Annotated in this window: 14 protein-coding genes; 7 read left to right on the forward strand and 7 right to left on the reverse strand. The window is 63.0% G+C overall.

Annotated elements, in window-relative coordinates; genetic code table 11:
- Together ACS13N_RS17190 and ACS13N_RS17195 are read right to left on the reverse strand one after the other, a co-directional pair.
- Complete coding sequence (locus tag ACS13N_RS17190; protein ID WP_438932749.1) at positions 1 to 3,168, reverse strand: efflux RND transporter permease subunit; 3,168 nt, start codon at positions 3,166 to 3,168, stop codon at positions 1 to 3.
- Complete coding sequence (locus tag ACS13N_RS17195; RefSeq protein ID WP_438932750.1) at positions 3,165 to 4,304, reverse strand: efflux RND transporter periplasmic adaptor subunit; 1,140 nt, start codon at positions 4,302 to 4,304, stop codon at positions 3,165 to 3,167. The genes ACS13N_RS17190 and ACS13N_RS17195 overlap by 4 nt, the downstream gene beginning before the upstream one ends.
- A gap of 390 nt (positions 4,305 to 4,694) precedes the next feature.
- Here ACS13N_RS17195 and ACS13N_RS17200 point away from each other — a divergent pair, with 390 nt between their 5' ends.
- Positions 4,695 to 5,411, forward strand: coding sequence for a TetR/AcrR family transcriptional regulator (locus ACS13N_RS17200; RefSeq protein ID WP_438932880.1), 717 nt, complete (start codon positions 4,695 to 4,697; stop codon positions 5,409 to 5,411).
- Positions 5,412 to 5,444: 33 nt separating this feature from the next.
- Here ACS13N_RS17200 and ACS13N_RS17205 read toward each other — a convergent pair whose 3' ends face one another.
- Positions 5,445 to 6,449 (reverse strand): AI-2E family transporter, encoded by a 1,005-nt coding sequence (locus tag ACS13N_RS17205; RefSeq protein WP_438932881.1) that lies wholly within the window; start codon positions 6,447 to 6,449, stop codon positions 5,445 to 5,447.
- 560 nt (positions 6,450 to 7,009) lie between these two features.
- Here ACS13N_RS17205 and ACS13N_RS17210 point away from each other — a divergent pair.
- The 3 genes from ACS13N_RS17210 to ACS13N_RS17220 all read left to right on the forward strand — a co-directional run bounded on the left by ACS13N_RS17210 (position 7,010) and on the right by ACS13N_RS17220 (position 10,383).
- Positions 7,010 to 8,125, forward strand: a complete 1,116-nt coding sequence (locus ACS13N_RS17210) for a GGDEF domain-containing protein (protein ID WP_438932751.1) — start codon at positions 7,010 to 7,012, stop codon at positions 8,123 to 8,125.
- Between the two features lie 591 nt (positions 8,126 to 8,716).
- Positions 8,717 to 9,763, forward strand: a complete 1,047-nt coding sequence (locus tag ACS13N_RS17215; RefSeq protein WP_438932752.1) for an ankyrin repeat domain-containing protein — start codon at positions 8,717 to 8,719, stop codon at positions 9,761 to 9,763.
- A gap of 176 nt (positions 9,764 to 9,939) precedes the next feature.
- The gene (locus tag ACS13N_RS17220; protein WP_438932753.1) at positions 9,940 to 10,383 is read left to right on the forward strand and encodes an acetyltransferase; all 444 of its coding nucleotides are present in this window, start codon (positions 9,940 to 9,942) and stop codon (positions 10,381 to 10,383) included.
- 10 nt (positions 10,384 to 10,393) lie between these two features.
- On the opposite strand, the gene ACS13N_RS17225 is transcribed toward ACS13N_RS17220, so the two are convergent.
- Both ACS13N_RS17225 and ACS13N_RS17230 read right to left on the reverse strand, forming a co-directional pair.
- The gene (locus ACS13N_RS17225; RefSeq protein WP_438932882.1) at positions 10,394 to 11,530 is read right to left on the reverse strand and encodes an MFS transporter; all 1,137 of its coding nucleotides are present in this window, start codon (positions 11,528 to 11,530) and stop codon (positions 10,394 to 10,396) included.
- A gap of 77 nt (positions 11,531 to 11,607) precedes the next feature.
- A complete protein-coding gene (locus tag ACS13N_RS17230; RefSeq protein ID WP_438932754.1) occupies positions 11,608 to 12,804 on the reverse strand; it encodes a serine hydrolase domain-containing protein in 1,197 nt (398 codons plus the stop codon).
- A 116-nt stretch (positions 12,805 to 12,920) separates the two neighbouring features.
- Here ACS13N_RS17230 and ACS13N_RS17235 point away from each other — a divergent pair, with 116 nt between their 5' ends.
- Positions 12,921 to 13,871, forward strand: a complete 951-nt coding sequence (locus ACS13N_RS17235) for a LysR family transcriptional regulator (protein WP_438932755.1) — start codon at positions 12,921 to 12,923, stop codon at positions 13,869 to 13,871.
- Between the two features lie 39 nt (positions 13,872 to 13,910).
- Here ACS13N_RS17235 and ACS13N_RS17240 read toward each other — a convergent pair whose 3' ends face one another.
- Positions 13,911 to 14,567 carry a LysE/ArgO family amino acid transporter gene (locus ACS13N_RS17240; protein ID WP_438932756.1) on the reverse strand — a complete coding sequence of 219 codons (657 nt, stop codon included), beginning with the start codon at positions 14,565 to 14,567 and terminating at the stop codon, positions 13,911 to 13,913.
- A 73-nt stretch (positions 14,568 to 14,640) separates the two neighbouring features.
- On the opposite strand from ACS13N_RS17240, the gene ACS13N_RS17245 reads away from it, so the two are divergent.
- Both ACS13N_RS17245 and ACS13N_RS17250 read left to right on the forward strand, forming a co-directional pair.
- Positions 14,641 to 15,537: a LysR family transcriptional regulator ArgP gene (locus ACS13N_RS17245; protein ID WP_438932757.1), complete on the forward strand. Its 897-nt coding sequence runs from the start codon at positions 14,641 to 14,643 to the stop codon at positions 15,535 to 15,537.
- A 148-nt stretch (positions 15,538 to 15,685) separates the two neighbouring features.
- Positions 15,686 to 16,126 (forward strand): hypothetical protein, encoded by a 441-nt coding sequence (locus ACS13N_RS17250; RefSeq protein ID WP_438932758.1) that lies wholly within the window; start codon positions 15,686 to 15,688, stop codon positions 16,124 to 16,126.
- A gap of 29 nt (positions 16,127 to 16,155) precedes the next feature.
- On the opposite strand, the gene ACS13N_RS17255 is transcribed toward ACS13N_RS17250, so the two are convergent.
- A complete protein-coding gene (locus tag ACS13N_RS17255; RefSeq protein ID WP_438932759.1) occupies positions 16,156 to 16,989 on the reverse strand; it encodes an aldo/keto reductase in 834 nt (277 codons plus the stop codon).
- Between the last annotated feature and the right edge of the window lie 98 nt (positions 16,990 to 17,087).

Here is a 17,087-nt window from a genome sequence, read left to right on the forward strand (position 1 = left end):
TCAATTCTCCAGGGCTGCGGTGCCGGCTGCAGGCAGTTCCCGTTCGTCGGGGCGGACCTTGAAGCACGCGGCATACAGCGCCGGCAGGAAGAAGATGGTCAGGACCGTGGCGATGGTGATACCGCCCATCAGCGCAGTGGCCATCGGCCCGAAGAAGCCCGAGCGCAGCAGCGGAATCAGCGCCAGCACTGCCGCAGCGGCCGTGAGCATGATTGGCCGGAAGCGTCGCACGGTTGCACCAATGATGGCGTCGAAGCGTTTTTGGCCCGCCGCGATGTCCTGGTCGATCTGGTCCACCAGAATCACGGAGTTGCGCATGATGATCCCGAACATGGCGATCACACCGAGCAGTGCCACGAAACCGAACGGCTTGCCGAACAGCAGCAGCGCCGTCACCACGCCAATCAGACCCAGCGGTGCGGTCAACACGACAATGAACGTGCGCGAGAAGCTCTTGAGCTGGATCATCAGCAGCGTCAGCACGGCGATGATCATCAGCGGCATCTCGGCGTTGATCGACGTCTGGCCCTTCACGCTCTCTTCCACCGCGCCGCCAACCTGGATGCGATAGCCCACGGGCAGCTTGGCGCGTTCAGCAGCGAGTGCCTGCTCGATGTCACGCGTCACGCCAATGCCTTGCGCGTTGCCGCGCACGTCGGCCTGCACCGTGATGGTGGGCTGGCGATCGCGTTCCCAGATCACGCCGTACTCAAGCTTGTTCTGCACATGCCCAAGCGCGCCGAGCGGAACCGGGCCGTTAGGCGTCGGCATTGCCAGGCCGGCGAGCTTGGCGGGGTCGACGCGTTCCGTCTTCGGTGCACGCAGATCGACGTTGATCAGCTTGTCGCGCTCGCGATACTGCGTGACCGTGTAGCCGGACAGCGTCATGGCGAGGAAGTTGGAGACATCCTCCGACGTCACGCCAAGCTGGCGCGCCTTGATCTGATCGATCTCGAACGACATCGAACGTTCTGCCGGCTCATCCCAGTCGAACTGCACGTTCTGGGTGCGGGCATCGGCGCGTACCTTCTCGGCCACCTTGTCGGCGATGTTGCGCACGGTGGCAATGTCATCGCCGCTCACACGGAACTTGATCGGGAAGCCAACGGGCGGGCCGTTCTCAAGCTGCGCGACACGGGTGCGGACACCGGAGAAGTCCTTCTCCAGCGTGGCGTTGAGCCAGTGCGAGAGCGCGTCGCGTTCTTCCACGTTCTTGGCCGTGATCACGAACTGTGCGAAGTTCGGCTGTTGGAGTTGCTGGTCCAGCGGCAGATAGAAACGCGGGGCACCGGTGCCGACGTAATCGACAAAGTGTTCGATCTCTTTTCGGCCATCCAGCGCTTTCTCCAGACGCTTTGCCTCACGCAGCGTGGCATCAAACGAAGCGCCTTCCGGCAAGCGCAGATCCACCAGCAGCTCAGGCCGCTCGGAATTCGGGAAGAACTGCTGCGGCACACGGGTGAACGCTGCCATGCCCAGTGCAAACAGCACGGCCGTCACACCCAAGACCGCCCATCGGCGCTCGATGCAGAACGAGATCCAGCCGGACAGACGCTGATAGAAGCCCGTGTTGTAGATATCGTGCTCATGACCATGTTCGGAGGCGCCGTTCTTGTGCTCCGGCAGCATGTGATAGCCCAGCAGCGGCACCAGGACCACGGCGGCAAACCACGACACGATCAGCGAGATGGCGGACACCTCGAAGATCGAGCGCGTGTACTCGCCCGTGCTCGACTTGGCCAACGCGATCGGCAGGAAGCCGGACACCGTCACCAGCGTGCCGGTCAGCATCGGGAATGCCGTGCTGGAGTACGCAAAGGCGGCAGCGCGCATGCGGCTCCATCCCTGCTCCAGCTTCACGGCCATCATCTCGACGGCAATGATCGCGTCGTCCACCAGAAGCCCGAGCGCCAGCACCAGCGTGCCCAGTGAAACCTTGTCCAGGCCGATGCCGAACATATGCATGCACAGCGCCGTGATCGCCAGCACGATCGGGATGGAGATCACTACAACCATGCCGGTACGCAGGCCCAGCGACACAAGGCTCACCACCAGCACAATCGCCACGGCTTCCCCGACCGAGCGCACAAACTCGTCCACCGAGTGCTTGACGGCGTGCGGCATGCTGGCGACCGGCGCCAGCTTGAGCCCTGCCGGCAGCGTCGCCTGCAGTTCGCCCGCCGTGGCGTCGAGTGCCTTGCCGAGGTCGATCACATCACCGCCCTTCTGCATCGTCACGCCAACGCCAAGCACGGCATGGCCGTTCGTGCGCATCTGCGTGACGGGCGGATCGTCGTAGCCGCGCGTGATCTTGGCGATGTCGCCCAGCCGGAACGAACGCTTGTTCACGGTGATCAGCATGTCGGCCAGCGCCTGCACATCCTTGAACGCGCCGGTGGGCCGCACGAACACGCGGTCATCGGCCGTCGTGATCGTGCCGACCGGTGCCACGGTGTTCTGTGCGTCGATGGCCTGTGCGATCTGCTGCGGTGTGATGGCGAGTCGGGTCAGCTGCGCGTTGGAGATCTCGATGAAGACGTGTTCAGCCGGATCACCAAAGTAGTCCACCTTCGCAACGCCGGGCACGCGCAGCAGCACGGTGCGCAGCTTGTCTGCATAGTCGTGCAGTTGCGCTGGCGAGAAGCCGTCACCCTCCAGGGCGTAGATATTCGTGTAGACGTCACCGAACTCGTCATTGAAGAACGGCCCGACCGTACCCTTGGGCAAGTTCGCGCGGATGTCGCCCACTTTCTTTCGCACCTGATACCAGGTCTCCGGCACGTCCTTGACGGGGGCGGAATCCTTCATGGCGAAGAAGATCATCGACTCGCCGGGGCGCGAATAGCTCTTGATGTTGTCCACATACGGCGCGGCCTGGAGCTGGCGCCCGATGCGGTCGGTGATCTGCTCCTGGACTTCACGCGCAGTGGCGCCCGGCCAGTACGTCTGGATCACCATCGTCCGGAACGTGAACGGCGGATCTTCCGACTGCGCAAGATGCGTGTAGCCAATGACGCCAAACAGCGTCGCCAGCCCAATCAGGAAGATCACCAGTTGCTGGTGGCGCAGGGCCCATGCCGACAGGTTGAAGCCGCCTTCATCCTCTGTGGATGCGGATGTCGTAACCGGGGCCGTGCCTTGCACGATTTCACGATCGCCTGCACTCATGATGCAAAGTCCTCAGGATGCAGGGGCGCAACCACTTGCACGTGTTGCCCGGCATTGACGGCGTGCACGCCCTGCATCACCACGCGATCGCCATCGCGCAAGCCGGAGGCAACGAGCACGCTGCGTTCGTCGTAACGCGCGATGGTGACGGGGCGCAGCTCCAAGATATCTGTGTGCGCGCGCACCACCCAGACCGCAGGCTCTTCGCCGCGGTGGAACAGTGCGGTGACCGGCAGCTTGAACGGATGCGCAGCCACCGCGTCGCCCTTGGCATCGAAGGCGATATTGGCGGTCATGCCCATGCGCACCGCGGCGTTCGGCGCCGCGAGCGACAGCTTGACGCGCCACGTACGGCTTTGCGGATCGGCCGACGGCGACACCTCGCGCACGCGTGCCTCAAAGGTTTGCGAAGGCACGGCGGGAAGACTCACGCGCGCGGTGCTTCCGACAGTGAGGGAAGGCAGCGCGCCCTCGGGTGCATCGCAAACGATATCGACGTCGCCCGTCCAATCGAGGTGAAAGATCGATTGGCCAGCCTGGACGTTCTGGCCCGTGTCGGCATCCTCCGACGTGATGACGCCGTCGTGGTCCGACACCAGCGTCGCGTAGCGCAGCCGGTCACCGACCTGCGCGGCCTGTGCCCGTGCGGAATCGCGTTGCGCAAGCGCGGAGGCATAGGCGTCCTGCGTCTGCTCCATCTGCGCCGGCGCAATCAGGTTCGCCTGCGACTGCGCACGGTCACGGTCCAGCTGTTGCTTGGCGTAGACCAACCGATGTTCAGCGGCTTCCAGTTGCGCGCGTGCATTGGCCAGATCGTTGCGCAGATCGGCCTGATCGAGCATGGCAAGCACCTGCCCTGCCTTAACGGTATCGCCCAGACGCACGCGGCGCTCAACCACCTTGCCGGCAACACGGAACGACAGCGGCGTGGAATACCGCGCCTGCACCTGGCCAGGCAAGGTATTCGAAATGGGGTTGCCGTCCGGGTGCAGCACGAGCGCGACAACCGGCTTGGGTGCATTGACCACCGCTTCGCTGTGGTGGCAGCCCGCGAGCAACGCAGCGCAGCAGGCAGCGATGACAAAAGGCGCGCGTTTGGAACGCCCGACGACGGACAGGTTGGGGCGCGTTGTCATTCGCGCATGACGACCGGGATGTTTCACGATGTTTTCAAGCAAGTGATGGTCCAACGAACAATGGGTCACGCGCATCCCAGAGCCGCGCCTTTTTCTGCGCGATCGGCTCTCGGGCAATGCGTAACGGAACTCGGATGTTGGGTACGCGAGTCGCCTGTCTCCAAGGCGTTCAGGAACCACTTCTCGGCAAATGGGCTGTACTCAGCTGGCAAGCAATGGCGGACGGCTCTCTGGCCTTTGTCGCCGGGCGCTTGCCCCATCACCGCGTCCTAACTCAGGGCACATCGCCCCGACCGACCCCACGGACGACATTAAACTCATAACTGATAATATTGTCAACTATGACGCAAGCCACTATCATCGCCATTGAAGACACCAATCGAGACCCCTATGCGGAACCTCATGAATCGCGTGGCCGAAGGCCGCCACCAGCGGCGCGGCACGCGTCGCAAAGAAGAAACACGGACGCGCCTGCTTCACGCTGCGTTGTTGTTGCTGTCTGAAAAAAGCATCGAGCGCGTTGCCATCAGCGAGATCACCGAAGCCGCCGATGTGGGCTTCGGCTCGTTCTACAACCACTTCGAATCGAAGGAAGGGCTCTTCGCTGCGCTCATCGACTGGGCGTTTGAAGACTTCGCCGACCGGCTGGATGGGGCGGCGCATGGCTTGACGGATCCGGCCGAGATCATTGCCATCTCGGTCCGTCACACTCTGCTGCGGGCGCAGCGTGAGCCGGTCTGGGGCCGACTGCTGATGCGCGAAGGTGTCTCTACCCGCGCCCTGACGCACAGCCTTGGCTTGCGCTTGCTACGCGACAGCCACCGCGGGCTCACCGCCAAGCGGTTCGTCGTGGCAGATCCGCTGCCAAGCGTGCTTTCCGTGATTGGTACCGTGCTTGCCGGTGTTGCGGCCGAACTGCACTTTGCGACGGCTGCCGCCCGTCCGGGGCGCGGCCACCAAGCAGCGGCCGTTCGGGTGGAGCACCTGGCCGAACGTGCGGCCGTCTTCGTACTCCAGGCACTGGGGATCAAGCGCGTTGAAGCGGAAAGAATCGCGCAACTGCCGTTGCCGATGTTCAAGGACGGCGGCGCCGCAACCCCTGCGTGAGCCCTCGCGATGCCCGGCGAGGGCGCGCATCAATCAGGCTTGATAGAGCTCGCTAGCGAGATAGCGATGGCGCAACTCCCGCAGCGCGGCCGCAAGGATGGCGCTGACCGGTAAAGCCAGCAGCACGCCAAAGAATCCGAACAGGTGGCCAAAGGCCAGCAACGCAAAGATCACCGCCAATGGGTGCAAGCCAATGCGCTCGCCAATCAACCTCGGCGTGAGGAAGACGTTCTCCAGGATCTGGCCGACGCCATAGACCAGCGCAACCGCGCAGAGACCGTAGAGGTCTCCAAACTGCAGCACGGCAGCCAACACGGCAAGCGCAAGACCCGCAGCGAACCCCGCGTAAGGGATGAACACCGCAAGGCCAGTGAACAGGCCCAGCGGTAGTGCAATCTCGAAGCCTGCCAGCGTCAGGGCGATTGGGTAGAACACGGCCAATACCACCATCACGAGGAGCTGCCCACGCAGGTACTGCGACAGCATCCGGTCAATGTCGATGACGAACGCCCGCGTCTTGGCAAGCCACCGTCGGGGGACCAGGCTTTCCATGCGCCGGAACATCTGGTGCCGGTCGTAGAGCAGATAAAACAGCACCAGCGGAACCAACACCACGTTACCCACCATCGTCACCATGACGTTGCCGCTGGTACGTACGTATTGCCAGATGGCGAGGGCGGTGGTGCCATCACCCCCACTACGCGACCCCGTCAGCAGATCGCGCAGATGGGTCAAATCCAGATCGACGCCAAGCCCCAATACCGCCAGCTTTGGCTTCAACCAGGCATCCAAATTGGCAAGCAGCACGGGAATCCTGGCCTGGAGTTGCGGCCCTTCGGTCTGGACCACGGCGAACATGAGCGTGACAAGTAGCGCCGCCATGGCCGCAAAGCACAGGATCATCGCGAGCGCCGCGAGCCACCGGGGCACTCGATGGCGGGCAAGCCATTCCACTCCCGGCTGCAGCATGTAGGCAATGAGCGCACCTAGCAGGAACGGCGTAAGCACTGGCCGCAGTGCCCACACGAGCACACCCATTGCAAGCGCGACAAGCCCCCAGAGCCACGCCTGGCGCCGGATCAGCGTGGACACCAGTGTTTTCGGCAGACGCGCGCTGCCTTGGTGATGGGCGTTGCACCGTTCGCAGTAGGCAACGGTGCTCCCCGGGGAAGACGGTCCTCGCAACTCACCTCTCCTCAAAGTACGCGACGGCGTGGTCAATGAATGCCCTGACTCCAGCAGGAACTAGTTCCGCCGCGATCATGCGGAATTTAGTCATAACTGATATAATTGTCAATTATGACATACAAAACCCCTATGGGTTGACCCGCAGTCAGCACGCCACAGTGCATGACGCTTCAACCCGGTGCGGCATGGCGCTCTTCCCCCGCATCGCAGCACACAGCACACATTGCTTCACTGGTGACAGCGCATTGCGAAAAAAAGAGCCTTAAGCGACGCATCAATCGGCCGATAAGGAGAGGTTGTGGTGAATACCGTGTCACACCGGAACCTCACCGTTCCCCACTCTTGTCACCTGTCCCGATTTCATGCTCAGCCCCCTCGCTCTGATAGGTATCGTGATGGTGTCTTGCTTGATGAGCGTCGCCATCCTTGGATCGTTGCTTCGGACTGCGGTGCCGGGGATAGGCCGCTGGTGCATGGCTCACGCATTGTTGGCCACCGCATCGGCGTGGGTGTTGATCGCCGGCGCTCACCCAGGACAGTTCATCACCCTGGGAGCAGCGCTCGTTACGCTGACGGCTGTCCTGCTGCTCGTGCAGGGTATGCGTCAGTTCTTCGGCAAGGGTTCGGCACGGCATGCAGAAACTGGGGCGTTCGTCATCGCGTCCGTCGCGTTGGTGTATTTCACGTTCGCATCACCGAACATCGGCGCGAAGATCGGGATCGTGTCCATTCTTTTCGCCTATGCGCGGATTGCCGTTGGCACTTTGGCTCTGCGTCACGCGCCGCATGATGGCGCGCGCTACCCCTATCGATTCGTAGCTGCGGCCGCCTACCTGGGAGCGTTATTCCATATCACGCGGGCTGTTGCCGTTGCCTTCGGTATGCCGCAAACGGCTTTTCTCCAACCATCGGCCTGGAACGTTCTTTTTCTCGGGCTGGCGATCGTCACGTTCCCGTGCATGTCAACGGGCATGGTGATGCTCGCGCACGACCAACTCGCGCGGAGGATGGAGCAGCTCGCGAATATTGATGAACTCACGGGCGTACTGATGCGGCGAGCGTTCATGGCAAGGGCAAATGCCTTGCTTCACGAAGCAGTGGCGAGCAGGAAGCCGTTGTCGATTGCCGTTCTGGACATCGATAAGTTCAAAGCCGTCAACGACGCCTTCGGCCATGCCATCGGCGATCAAATCCTCAAGCATGTCACGTCGGTTGTATCCGCGCGGCTGAGGTCCAGCGACCTTTTCGGGCGTCTCGGTGGTGAGGAGTTTGCGATCGTGTTGGTGGATGCGCGAAAGATTGACGCGGCGGCTGTGATGGATGAACTCCGGCTCGCGGTCGAGCAATCGCCAGGAGAAGGTGTACGTTGCACCTTCAGCGCGGGTGTCGAATGCGTAGTGCCCGGAGACACATTGGCGGGCGCCCTGGCGCGAGCTGACGCTGCGCTCTATATGGCGAAGGCGACAGGGCGCAACCGGGTCATCATGGCCTCAGAGGCTCACGAACGCCAAGTCGAAACGTATTGAACCTCAGCCACATCAAAGCCAGTCTGTTGATTTGGGGACGGCGGATTTCGGGGTTGCCGAACAGCGGGCCGGCTTTACATGCTGTTATTGGGCACGCTCTCTCTAGGTCAGCCTTTAAAGTGTGAAGTAAGCTTTGACCTACTCTCTTCCCGAGGGGCCGAATTGCACACGGGCAAAGTGCAATCGCGCGCCATATCAATGACGACGTTGTTCGCCACGCGCAAACCCAGGTATACGCGACCAACGCCTCCAACAAGCCGCTCATTGAGAAGTACTTTCGAGCGCAGAATGCGCCCGCCGCACCAACAGCGTAGCGCTACTGCGGCCGGTACGGTTCAAATCTCACCACCGCCCCCATCTACTCATTAATCGCCCAAAGCCGGTCCTGCAGCGGCTCAGTTCCTCATCGAGGTCTCTCATCTTCACCTCAGAACGTACCAGACGAAACAAAAGTTGGGTTTCTAGCTCCGTCACTCTTCCATCATTGTTTCCTATCATTAATGTACCAACTGGAACAGTGATGAGATAATCGCGCCCGCGCCGCGAGCCGTCTGCAAGCGTGCCTAGTCAATCCAACCGAGCCCATCCATCTTGAAGCGACTCCATTTGAAGACCGCGGCAGCAAAAGCCGCCGCCTATCTGTTGACCGGCCATGCCCTGCTCGCGCCGCTGGCTGTGCACGCCAAGCCCGCTTCGCTGGACGACAAACTGGCCACCATGGTCGAGCAGTACGAGCAAAAGCCCAACGAGAAGAAACTGGCAGCCATCCGCGATCTGCTGGCCAAGGGCGCCCGCGCCCATCGCCCACAGCCGGCCGAGTACGACGGCCCGCAGGGCATGTCAGCGCTGGCGGTGGCCATCTCGAACAACGACGCCGACTTGGTCGATCTTCTGCTCACGCAGAAGAATGATCTGGAGATTCCCGTCTATCGCGATCTGGGCAACCAGCCGCTGGTCTATGCCATCTCGGATATCGGCACCGACGGCAAGGCTTCGCCGCAGAACCTGCGCATCATCAAAGCCTTGATTGCGGCTGGAGCCAATGTCAACGCACTGAACACCGACGGCAACAACACGCCGCTGCTGCAAGCGTCGGGCCTACGCCTCAATGCCCCGAGCCTGGAGATCATGCGTCTGCTGCTCGGCGCCGGCGCCAACCCGAACCAGCGCAACCAGAATGGAGAGACCGCCCTCATGGGCATGGCCGCAGGCAATCTGGAAGCGACGAAGCTGCTGATCGGGGCTGGCATCGACGTGGGTGCGCGCTCCAAATCCGGCGCCACCGCACTGAACTACGTATGTGAGAGGCACGTCGACCTGCGCCGCAAGCCCGACCCGCAAGCTGGCGAGCGCATCAAGTTGCTGCTCAAGCCGGGCACCGACCTCAACTCGGTGGCGTGGATGAAGGCGTCGGGCGACGCGCCGGTACCGCTGGCATCCGCTGCACTGGTTGGCAACGCCGACTGCGTGCGCGCGCTGATCCAGGCCGGCGCGAACCCAGACGCTCGGTACTACTCCGATGCAGTGGCGGCGACGTCACCGGATCTCAAGAGCGTGACCGTGCGCAAGGACGTGCTGGCGAACCCAAGCTTCCACGATGACGCTACGTTGGCGGTTTTCCGTAACGGCAAGCGCTGAAGCGGGGGAGCGAACGCTCGTGCAAGCGAGGGCGGCAGGCAACAGGCCTACCGCCCTTTTTCTTTGACGACACTGGCACACCAGGGGCCTCAAGACTGACCTCGGTTGGATACAATCCGCGCAAGCAAAGACGCCGTAGAGGACGACTGCGTCGTCTCTCAACAGATGCAGTAGCCATGCCCCAACTCCGAACCTCCACCCCATCAGACGCCGCTCGCGTGCTGGAGATCTGGCGCAGTGCCGTCGATGCCACGCACCGCTTTCTCCGCCCCGAAGATCGCCTCGCCATCGAGTTGGAAGTGGCAACGTTTCTTCCCAGCGTGCCGCTGGAACTCGCCGTCAATGCCGCCGATGAGGCGATTGGTTTCATGCTGATCAACGAGCAGCACATGGAGGCACTGTTCATCGACGCGAATCATCGCGGATCGGGTGTTGGCCGCTTCCTAGTGGAAGAGGCACTGAGGCGTCATCCGAACCTGACCGTCGATGTGAACGAGCAGAACACGCAAGCTGTCGGTTTCTACGAGCGCATGGGCTTTGAGCGCTGCGGCCGGTCGGCGCTGGATGGCCAGGGGCGGCCTTACCCGCTGATCCACCTGCGCTACCGTCCGGCCACATGAACTCGCGTGGCTACGCAATCGGAAAACCATCGCGTCTCGCCAACCACACCACACCCCACGCGGCCACAAGCAACACCAGCAGTACCGGAACAAACGCGCCGACCCCAAACTGTTCAAGCAGCACGCCGCCGATCATGCCGCCCCCGGCAATCGCCGCGTTCCAGGTGGTGACCAGCATGGATTGCGCGACGTCCGCCGCGTCCCCCGCCGTCTTGGCAAGCGCCGTCTGGAAAAGCGTTGGCACCCCGCCAAACGCCAGCCCCCAGGCGGCCACCGCCAGATAGATGAACGCCGGCTCCCGGCCCGCCCAGCCCAGCACCACCGTGGCCGCACCAAACAGCAACAAGCTGGCCAGGGTCAGACTGCGTAAATGTTGATCGATGAAGGCACCGACGCCGCCGATACCGACAAGCGACGCGATACCGAACACCAGCAGTACCAGATCGATCTGCTCGCCCAGCTTCGCCGTCGCAAGAAAGGGCGCGATGTACGTATAGAGAATGTTGTGCGCAAGCACGAACGTGAGCACCGCAAACAAGACCGGACGCACGCCGGGGATGAGGAATGTGGCGCGCAACGACAGCGGCCGCTTAGCGGCAAGGCCGGCGAAATCCGGCACCTGCACGCGTACCCAGACGATCAGGATCACCGCCAACACGCTCATGATGCCGAAGCCCGCTCGCCATCCCATCACGCCCCCAAGGAACGTCCCGACGGGCACGCCCAACGACAGCGCCAGCGGCGCACCCAGCATTGCGACGGCAATCGCCCGCCCTTGTTGATGCACAGCGACCATGCGTGCGGCGTATCCCGCCAGCAATGCCCACAGCAAACCGGCTGACACACCGGCCACGAACCGGGCCAGTATGGTCAGGACATAGCTCGTCGAGAGCGCCGTCACCGTATTGGCAACCGCAAAACCGACGATAGCGGCGAGCAACAGCGGCCGGCGCCGCAACCTTTGCGTGCATGCTGTCAGCGGGATGGCCGTCACCAGAGACCCGACGGCGTAGACCGTGACAAGCTGGCCGACCAGCGCCTCCGAAACCGCCAGCCCGCTGGCCATGTGTGGCAGCAGACCGGCCGGCAGCGCTTCGGTCATGATGGTGATGAATCCTGCCATTGCGAGCGCCAGCAGCGCAGCCATGGGCAAACGGCCCACAGCACGGGAAGATGCGCCGCCTTGCTCTCCAGGTCGGAGTTCAAGCTCTTCTGTGGTCCGCATCAGCGCCCCTCCGGCAAAGCGCCATAGACGGCATCGCGCACATCGGTCACGAAGCGCCCAGACATGCCCTCATACAGGGTGTTGGTGAAAGCCACGACGCTGAGCCGCTGCGCTGGATCAACAAACCAGGCGTGGCCATACGCCCCGCCCCATCGCCATGTGCCTTCCGTTTCTGGCGAATTGGCGAGCCGCGGGTCCCGCAGCACTGAGAAACCAAGGCCAAAGCCGAACCCCGGCGCATCGCGCGGCTCAAGACCGCCTGTCTGGTCTCGGCCCATGTCGTCGATCAAATCGCCGGGCAGCAGCACGCCGCGACGCTCGCGCAAGGCTTCCAGAAAACGCAGGAAGTCCGTCGCAGTACCCGCCATACCCGCGCCTCCCGAGGCAAACGCGCTCGCGTCAAAGACGCGGGCCGGGCTGTAGCGGATGCCAACTGTGCCTTCAAACGCCGGCACGGTTTCGCCCTCCTGCAATCGGTGCGGCTGGGGGAATGCGTCGTTCACGTAGACCGTTGCCACGCGCTGCACGTCGTGCGTGAAGAAGGTGGTGTCCGTCATGCCCAGCGGCGCAGTCACCAGTTGGCGTATCGCCACGTCCAACGGCACACCGACGATCCGTTCAATCAATGCGCCGATCACGTCGATTGCGAGCGAGTAATGCCACGCGGCTCCCGGCTCAAACAGCAACGGCACGCTGGCGATGCGCCGCAGGTTCTCCTCCTGGCTGATACCTGCGGCATCCATGCCGTCGGACACCCCAGCCCGGGCGTACGGGCCGTTCGGTTCGGTCTCCAGAAAGCGATAGCCTAGCCCGGCGGTGTGGCTGAGCAATTGCCGCGGCGTGATGCGCGCGGTCCGCCCATCGGCCAGACGCGGCCGGAAATCAGGAAGGTAGCGGTCGACACCTGTATCGAGATCCAGTCGCCCCTGCGCAACCAGCACCAGTGCCGCAGCAGAAACTATCGGCTTGCTGACCGAAGCCAGCCGGAAGATCGTGTCGAGCGTCATCGGGCGGCCGCTTTCACGGTCGGCCATGCCTGCGGCCTGGCGATGGATCAGTTGGCCATCACGCGCAACCAGTACAACGGCACCGACCAGCCGTTGCTCATCGATGGCCTGCTGTACGACGCGTTGGATACGTTCGCTTAGAGGCGCAGATGGGGTCTCGGCACGTTGCAGAAGAGCGGAAGCAGACAAGGTGAAACTCCTTTCTCAATTGAACTTCCGCCACGATAGAAAGCCCACGATTGAAGAAAAAGTGGGGTAGATTTCACTTCTATCAGGACATGGATGTCCGCAATCAAGGAAACACCTTGGATAGCCTCAACAACTTTGTCGTGTTTGTGCAGGTGGCTGAGACACGCAGTTTTGTTGCTGCGGGCCGGCTGCTCGGCGTGTCGGCATCGGCCGTCGGCAAGAGCATGGCAAGGCTGGAAAACCGACTTGGTGTACGCCTCTTTCATCGCAGCACGCGCAGCGTGACCTTGACCGCGGAAGGCACGTTGTTCCTGGAGCGCAGCCGCCGCATCCTGTGTGAGATCGAGGCCGCAGAGCTGGAGTTATGTCAGGCCACCGGGGCGCCTCGCGGCCGCTTGCGGGTCAGCCTGCCGCTGGTCAGTTCATTGGTCTTGCCGGTACTCAGCGATTTCATGCGCATGTATCCCGACATCGAGCTGGACCTCGACTTCACGGACCGGCTGGTCGACGTCATCGAAGAGGGTTTTGATGCCGTAGTTCGAACGGGTGCGCCTGCTGACTCGCGGCTTTCGGCTCGCAAACTCGGCACGTATCAGGCCATGCTGGTTGCCTCTCCCGCCTATCTGGCACAGCGTGGTACACCCAAGGTGCCAGCCGATCTGCTCGACCACACCTGCCTGCACTATCGTTTCCCCAACAGCGGCAAGCTGGAACCCTGGCCATTGCGCCGCGCGGCCGGTGCGCCTGAACCGATCCTCCCAACATCGATGATCTGCAACAACATCGAGGCACGCCTGTGCTTTGCGCAGCAAGGTCTAGGCATTGCGTTCCTGCCGGAATTCTCGATCCGCAAAGCGTTGGCCGATGGCCAGCTGTGCCCGGTCTTGATGGATTACCTGGAATGGGAGGGAACCTTCAACGTGCTGTGGCCGGCCAGCAAGCACCCGTCACCCAAGGTCCGGGCCTTGGTCGACTTTCTGTGCGAGCGCGTGTTTCCCTCTGACAGTGTGGCAACACCACCTCGCCGCTTGGCTGTGGCGCGTCGCACCCGCCAGAAATCGAGCTAATTGGCCTTCCGTGCCTGGCCCTGCCGATGACGTGCGTCATCAGCCGAAAACCGCCATGAGCGCATGACGCAGCAACAACGCAGCCAGCACAAGCATGGTCGACCCGATCAGGCCATCCAGCACCTGCCACGCTCGCGGCTTGGCAAACCACGGGGCCAGCCAGCGCGCGCCAAACCCGAGTAGCACAAACCAGAGCACGCTGGCCGAGCTTGCCCCCGCCACAAACCAGCCGCGCAACGCCGCTGGATGCTGGGCGCCAATGCTGCCCACCAGCAGCACCGTATCGAGATAGACGTGGGGATTGAGCAGCGTGAAGGCCGCCGCCTGCGCCAGCGCGGCACCACGGCTCAAGCCATCGCCGCCTGCAGATGCCTGTAACTGGCTCGCGTGCCGCGCCCGCTGCAGCGCCCGCCATCCGTACACCGCCAGAAAGGCGGCGCCGGCCAATGACATTGCGGTGGCAAGACCAGGGCGCTCGCCCAGGGCCTGGGCCATGCCCATGACCCCGGCGGTCAGCAGCAACGCATCTACCACGGCACAAAACAGCACCACGCTGCCCACATGCTCACGGCGCAGTCCCTGGCGCAGTACAAACGCGTTCTGCGCGCCAATGGCGACGATGAGCCCCAGGCACAAGACCAAACCCTGAAGGGAGACAGATAGCGCCAGCGAAGTGGGAGTCGGCAAGGTGTCCATGCGCGCAGCTTGCCCTTGCGCGATGATGAAGACAAACTATCTTTTCTTCATTCAGTTTAGTTTTGCTTATCTCATGCTGGATTACTCTGCGCTCTCTGCTTTGGCTGCCGTGGTTCGGGAAGGCAGTTTCGAGCGTGCTGCCCGTGCACTCCATGTCACGCCATCAGCGATTTCCCAACGCATCCGGCTGCTGGAGGAACGCGTGGGCTGCGCGCTGGTCGTGCGCGATCAACCCTGCCGGGCGACGGAGACGGGGCGACAGCTCTGCCAGCACGTAGACCGCGTCCGATTGCTCGAACAGGAGTTGCAAGGCGCCCTACCCGTACTGGCGCCGGAGGGCATCGCGCGGGTGCCGCTGCCCATTGCCGTGAATGCCGACAGCCTGGCCACCTGGCTCGCCCCGGCCATCGCGGCCTTCGGCGCAGAGCATCCGGTGCTGATGGAGGTGGCCGTGGATGACCAGGACCACACCACCGAATGGCTGCGCAGCGGTGCCGTGCTCGCCGCTGTGACCGCCACGGCGCGCCCAGCGGCCGGTTGCAACAGCCGGCCGCTGGGCGCCATGCGCTACCTCGCGGCTGCCAGCCCGGCGTTCGTGCAATGTCATTTCGCCGACGGGGTCGGCGCCGGCAGCTTGGCCCGCGCGCCCAGCCTGCTGTTCAACACCAAGGACGAATTGCAGGCGCGCTGGGCACGGCGCCTATGCCATCGGCATGTCGATCTGCCCAGGCACATGCTGCCCTCGCCCCAGGCCTTTGTAGCGGCAGCCGTTGCAGGCATGGGATGGGGCTTGCATCCGCAAGCGCTGATCGCCTCGCACCTCAAGGACGGCTCACTGGTTGAGCTGGTGCCTGACACCCCGCTGGATGTGCCGCTTCACTGGCAATACGCACGGGCGGCATCGGCGTTGCTCGATGGGCTGAGCCGCAACGTTCTGGCTGCCGCGCACGCTGCGTTGCTGCCTTCCTGAACGGCGTCACTGCAAGGGATTGCGGAAAACGACGCAGCGCCCCCGCTCAACGAAGTCGTTTCCAATTGTTACTGGCGTGAGGCATGGTCGACTTGGCGCAAGCTCAAAGGGTGGTGCGAGAACCCATTGCAGCAGTACAGTGCATGCCATGAAGCCCGCCCTCTACACCCCATCCATCGTCCTGCTGGCCTTGCTTGGCGCATGCGGATCGCCCGCGCCGTCGCAACAACAGCTTGCCGATCAGGCCAATGCAGGCAGCACGGCCAGTACTGGTGATGCCGGCAGTGGCTGGCAAGCGCTGCGCGTCCGCTATTTCGACTGCGTCCAGCGTCGTGCGGATGAGCAGGCGCCCAGTCAGGCGGATACCAAAGCGGTGGTGTCGTCCGTGCTGGACGCTTGCGAAGGCGAACTCAAGACCATGCACGACGCCTTCCACGACTATCTCAGCGCGCAGATGGTGTCATCCCATGGCAAATCGGGCGCGCGCCAGGCGGCCAATCAGATCACCGAGAGTTCACGCGAGAAGGCACGCGTGTTCGCAACGGACTACGTGAAGTACGCGCGCTATCAGCAGGCCAAGGCACGCTGAGCGCGTGCACGGTTGACAGGCCCGCTGGCCTACAGCATTTCCAGCGGCCGCGGCCCCTTCGGTGGCGGAAAGATGCGATCCAGCTCGACCAGTTGCCCCGGTGTCAGTTCGTGTTCCAGCGCACCAACGTTCTCGCGCAGTCGCTCTCGACGGCTGGTCTTCGGAATGGCGATGATGTCCTCACGCGCCAGCAGCCATGCCAGTGCCACCTGTGCCGGCGTCATGCCGCACTCCTGCGCAAACCGCACCAGCTTCGGATGACGCGTCAGATGCGCCTGCTCGATGGGTGAATACGCCATCACCGGCACACGGCGTTCACGCAGCCAGGGCAGCAGATCCCATTCGATGCCGCGTCGGCCCAGGTTGTAGAGCAACTGGTTGACCGCCACCTGATCGCCGCCGGGCGCGTCCCAGAGTTCTTCCATATCCGCAAGGTCAAGATTGCTCACACCGTAGTGGCGGATCTTGCCTTCGCGCTGCAGGGCCTGCAGGCCCTGCACAGTCTCTTCCAGCGGAACGCTACCACGCCAGTGCAGCAGATACAGATCAAGGCGATCGGTCCCCAGCCGGCGCAGGCTGCGCTCGCACGCTGCAGCAATGCCACGATGGCTGGCATTGTGCGGATAGACCTTGCTGACGAGAAACACCTCGTCGCGCCGCCCGGCAATGGCCTCGCCGATCATCTCTTCGGACAAGCCTTCGCCGTACATTTCCGCCGTGTCGATCAGGCGCAGGCCGAGATCGAGCCCCAGGCGCAGCGTGGCGATTTCCTCGGCGCGTGCGGCGCGGCTCTCGCCCATATTCCACGTTCCCATACCGAGCGCTGGCACACGCTCGCCATCGGGCAAGGTGACATGTTTCATGCGTGATGTTCCGGTTGGAGCCGGTGGGTAAGAGCGGCCGCGGCGACCCCACTGCACCCACTCGTGCTCGTTAGCACCTCATGAATCTACAAGAGGCC

Origin of the sequence: Ralstonia sp. 24A2, from assembly GCF_051783885.1 — a bacterium.
GTDB lineage: Bacteria > Pseudomonadota > Gammaproteobacteria > Burkholderiales > Burkholderiaceae > Ralstonia.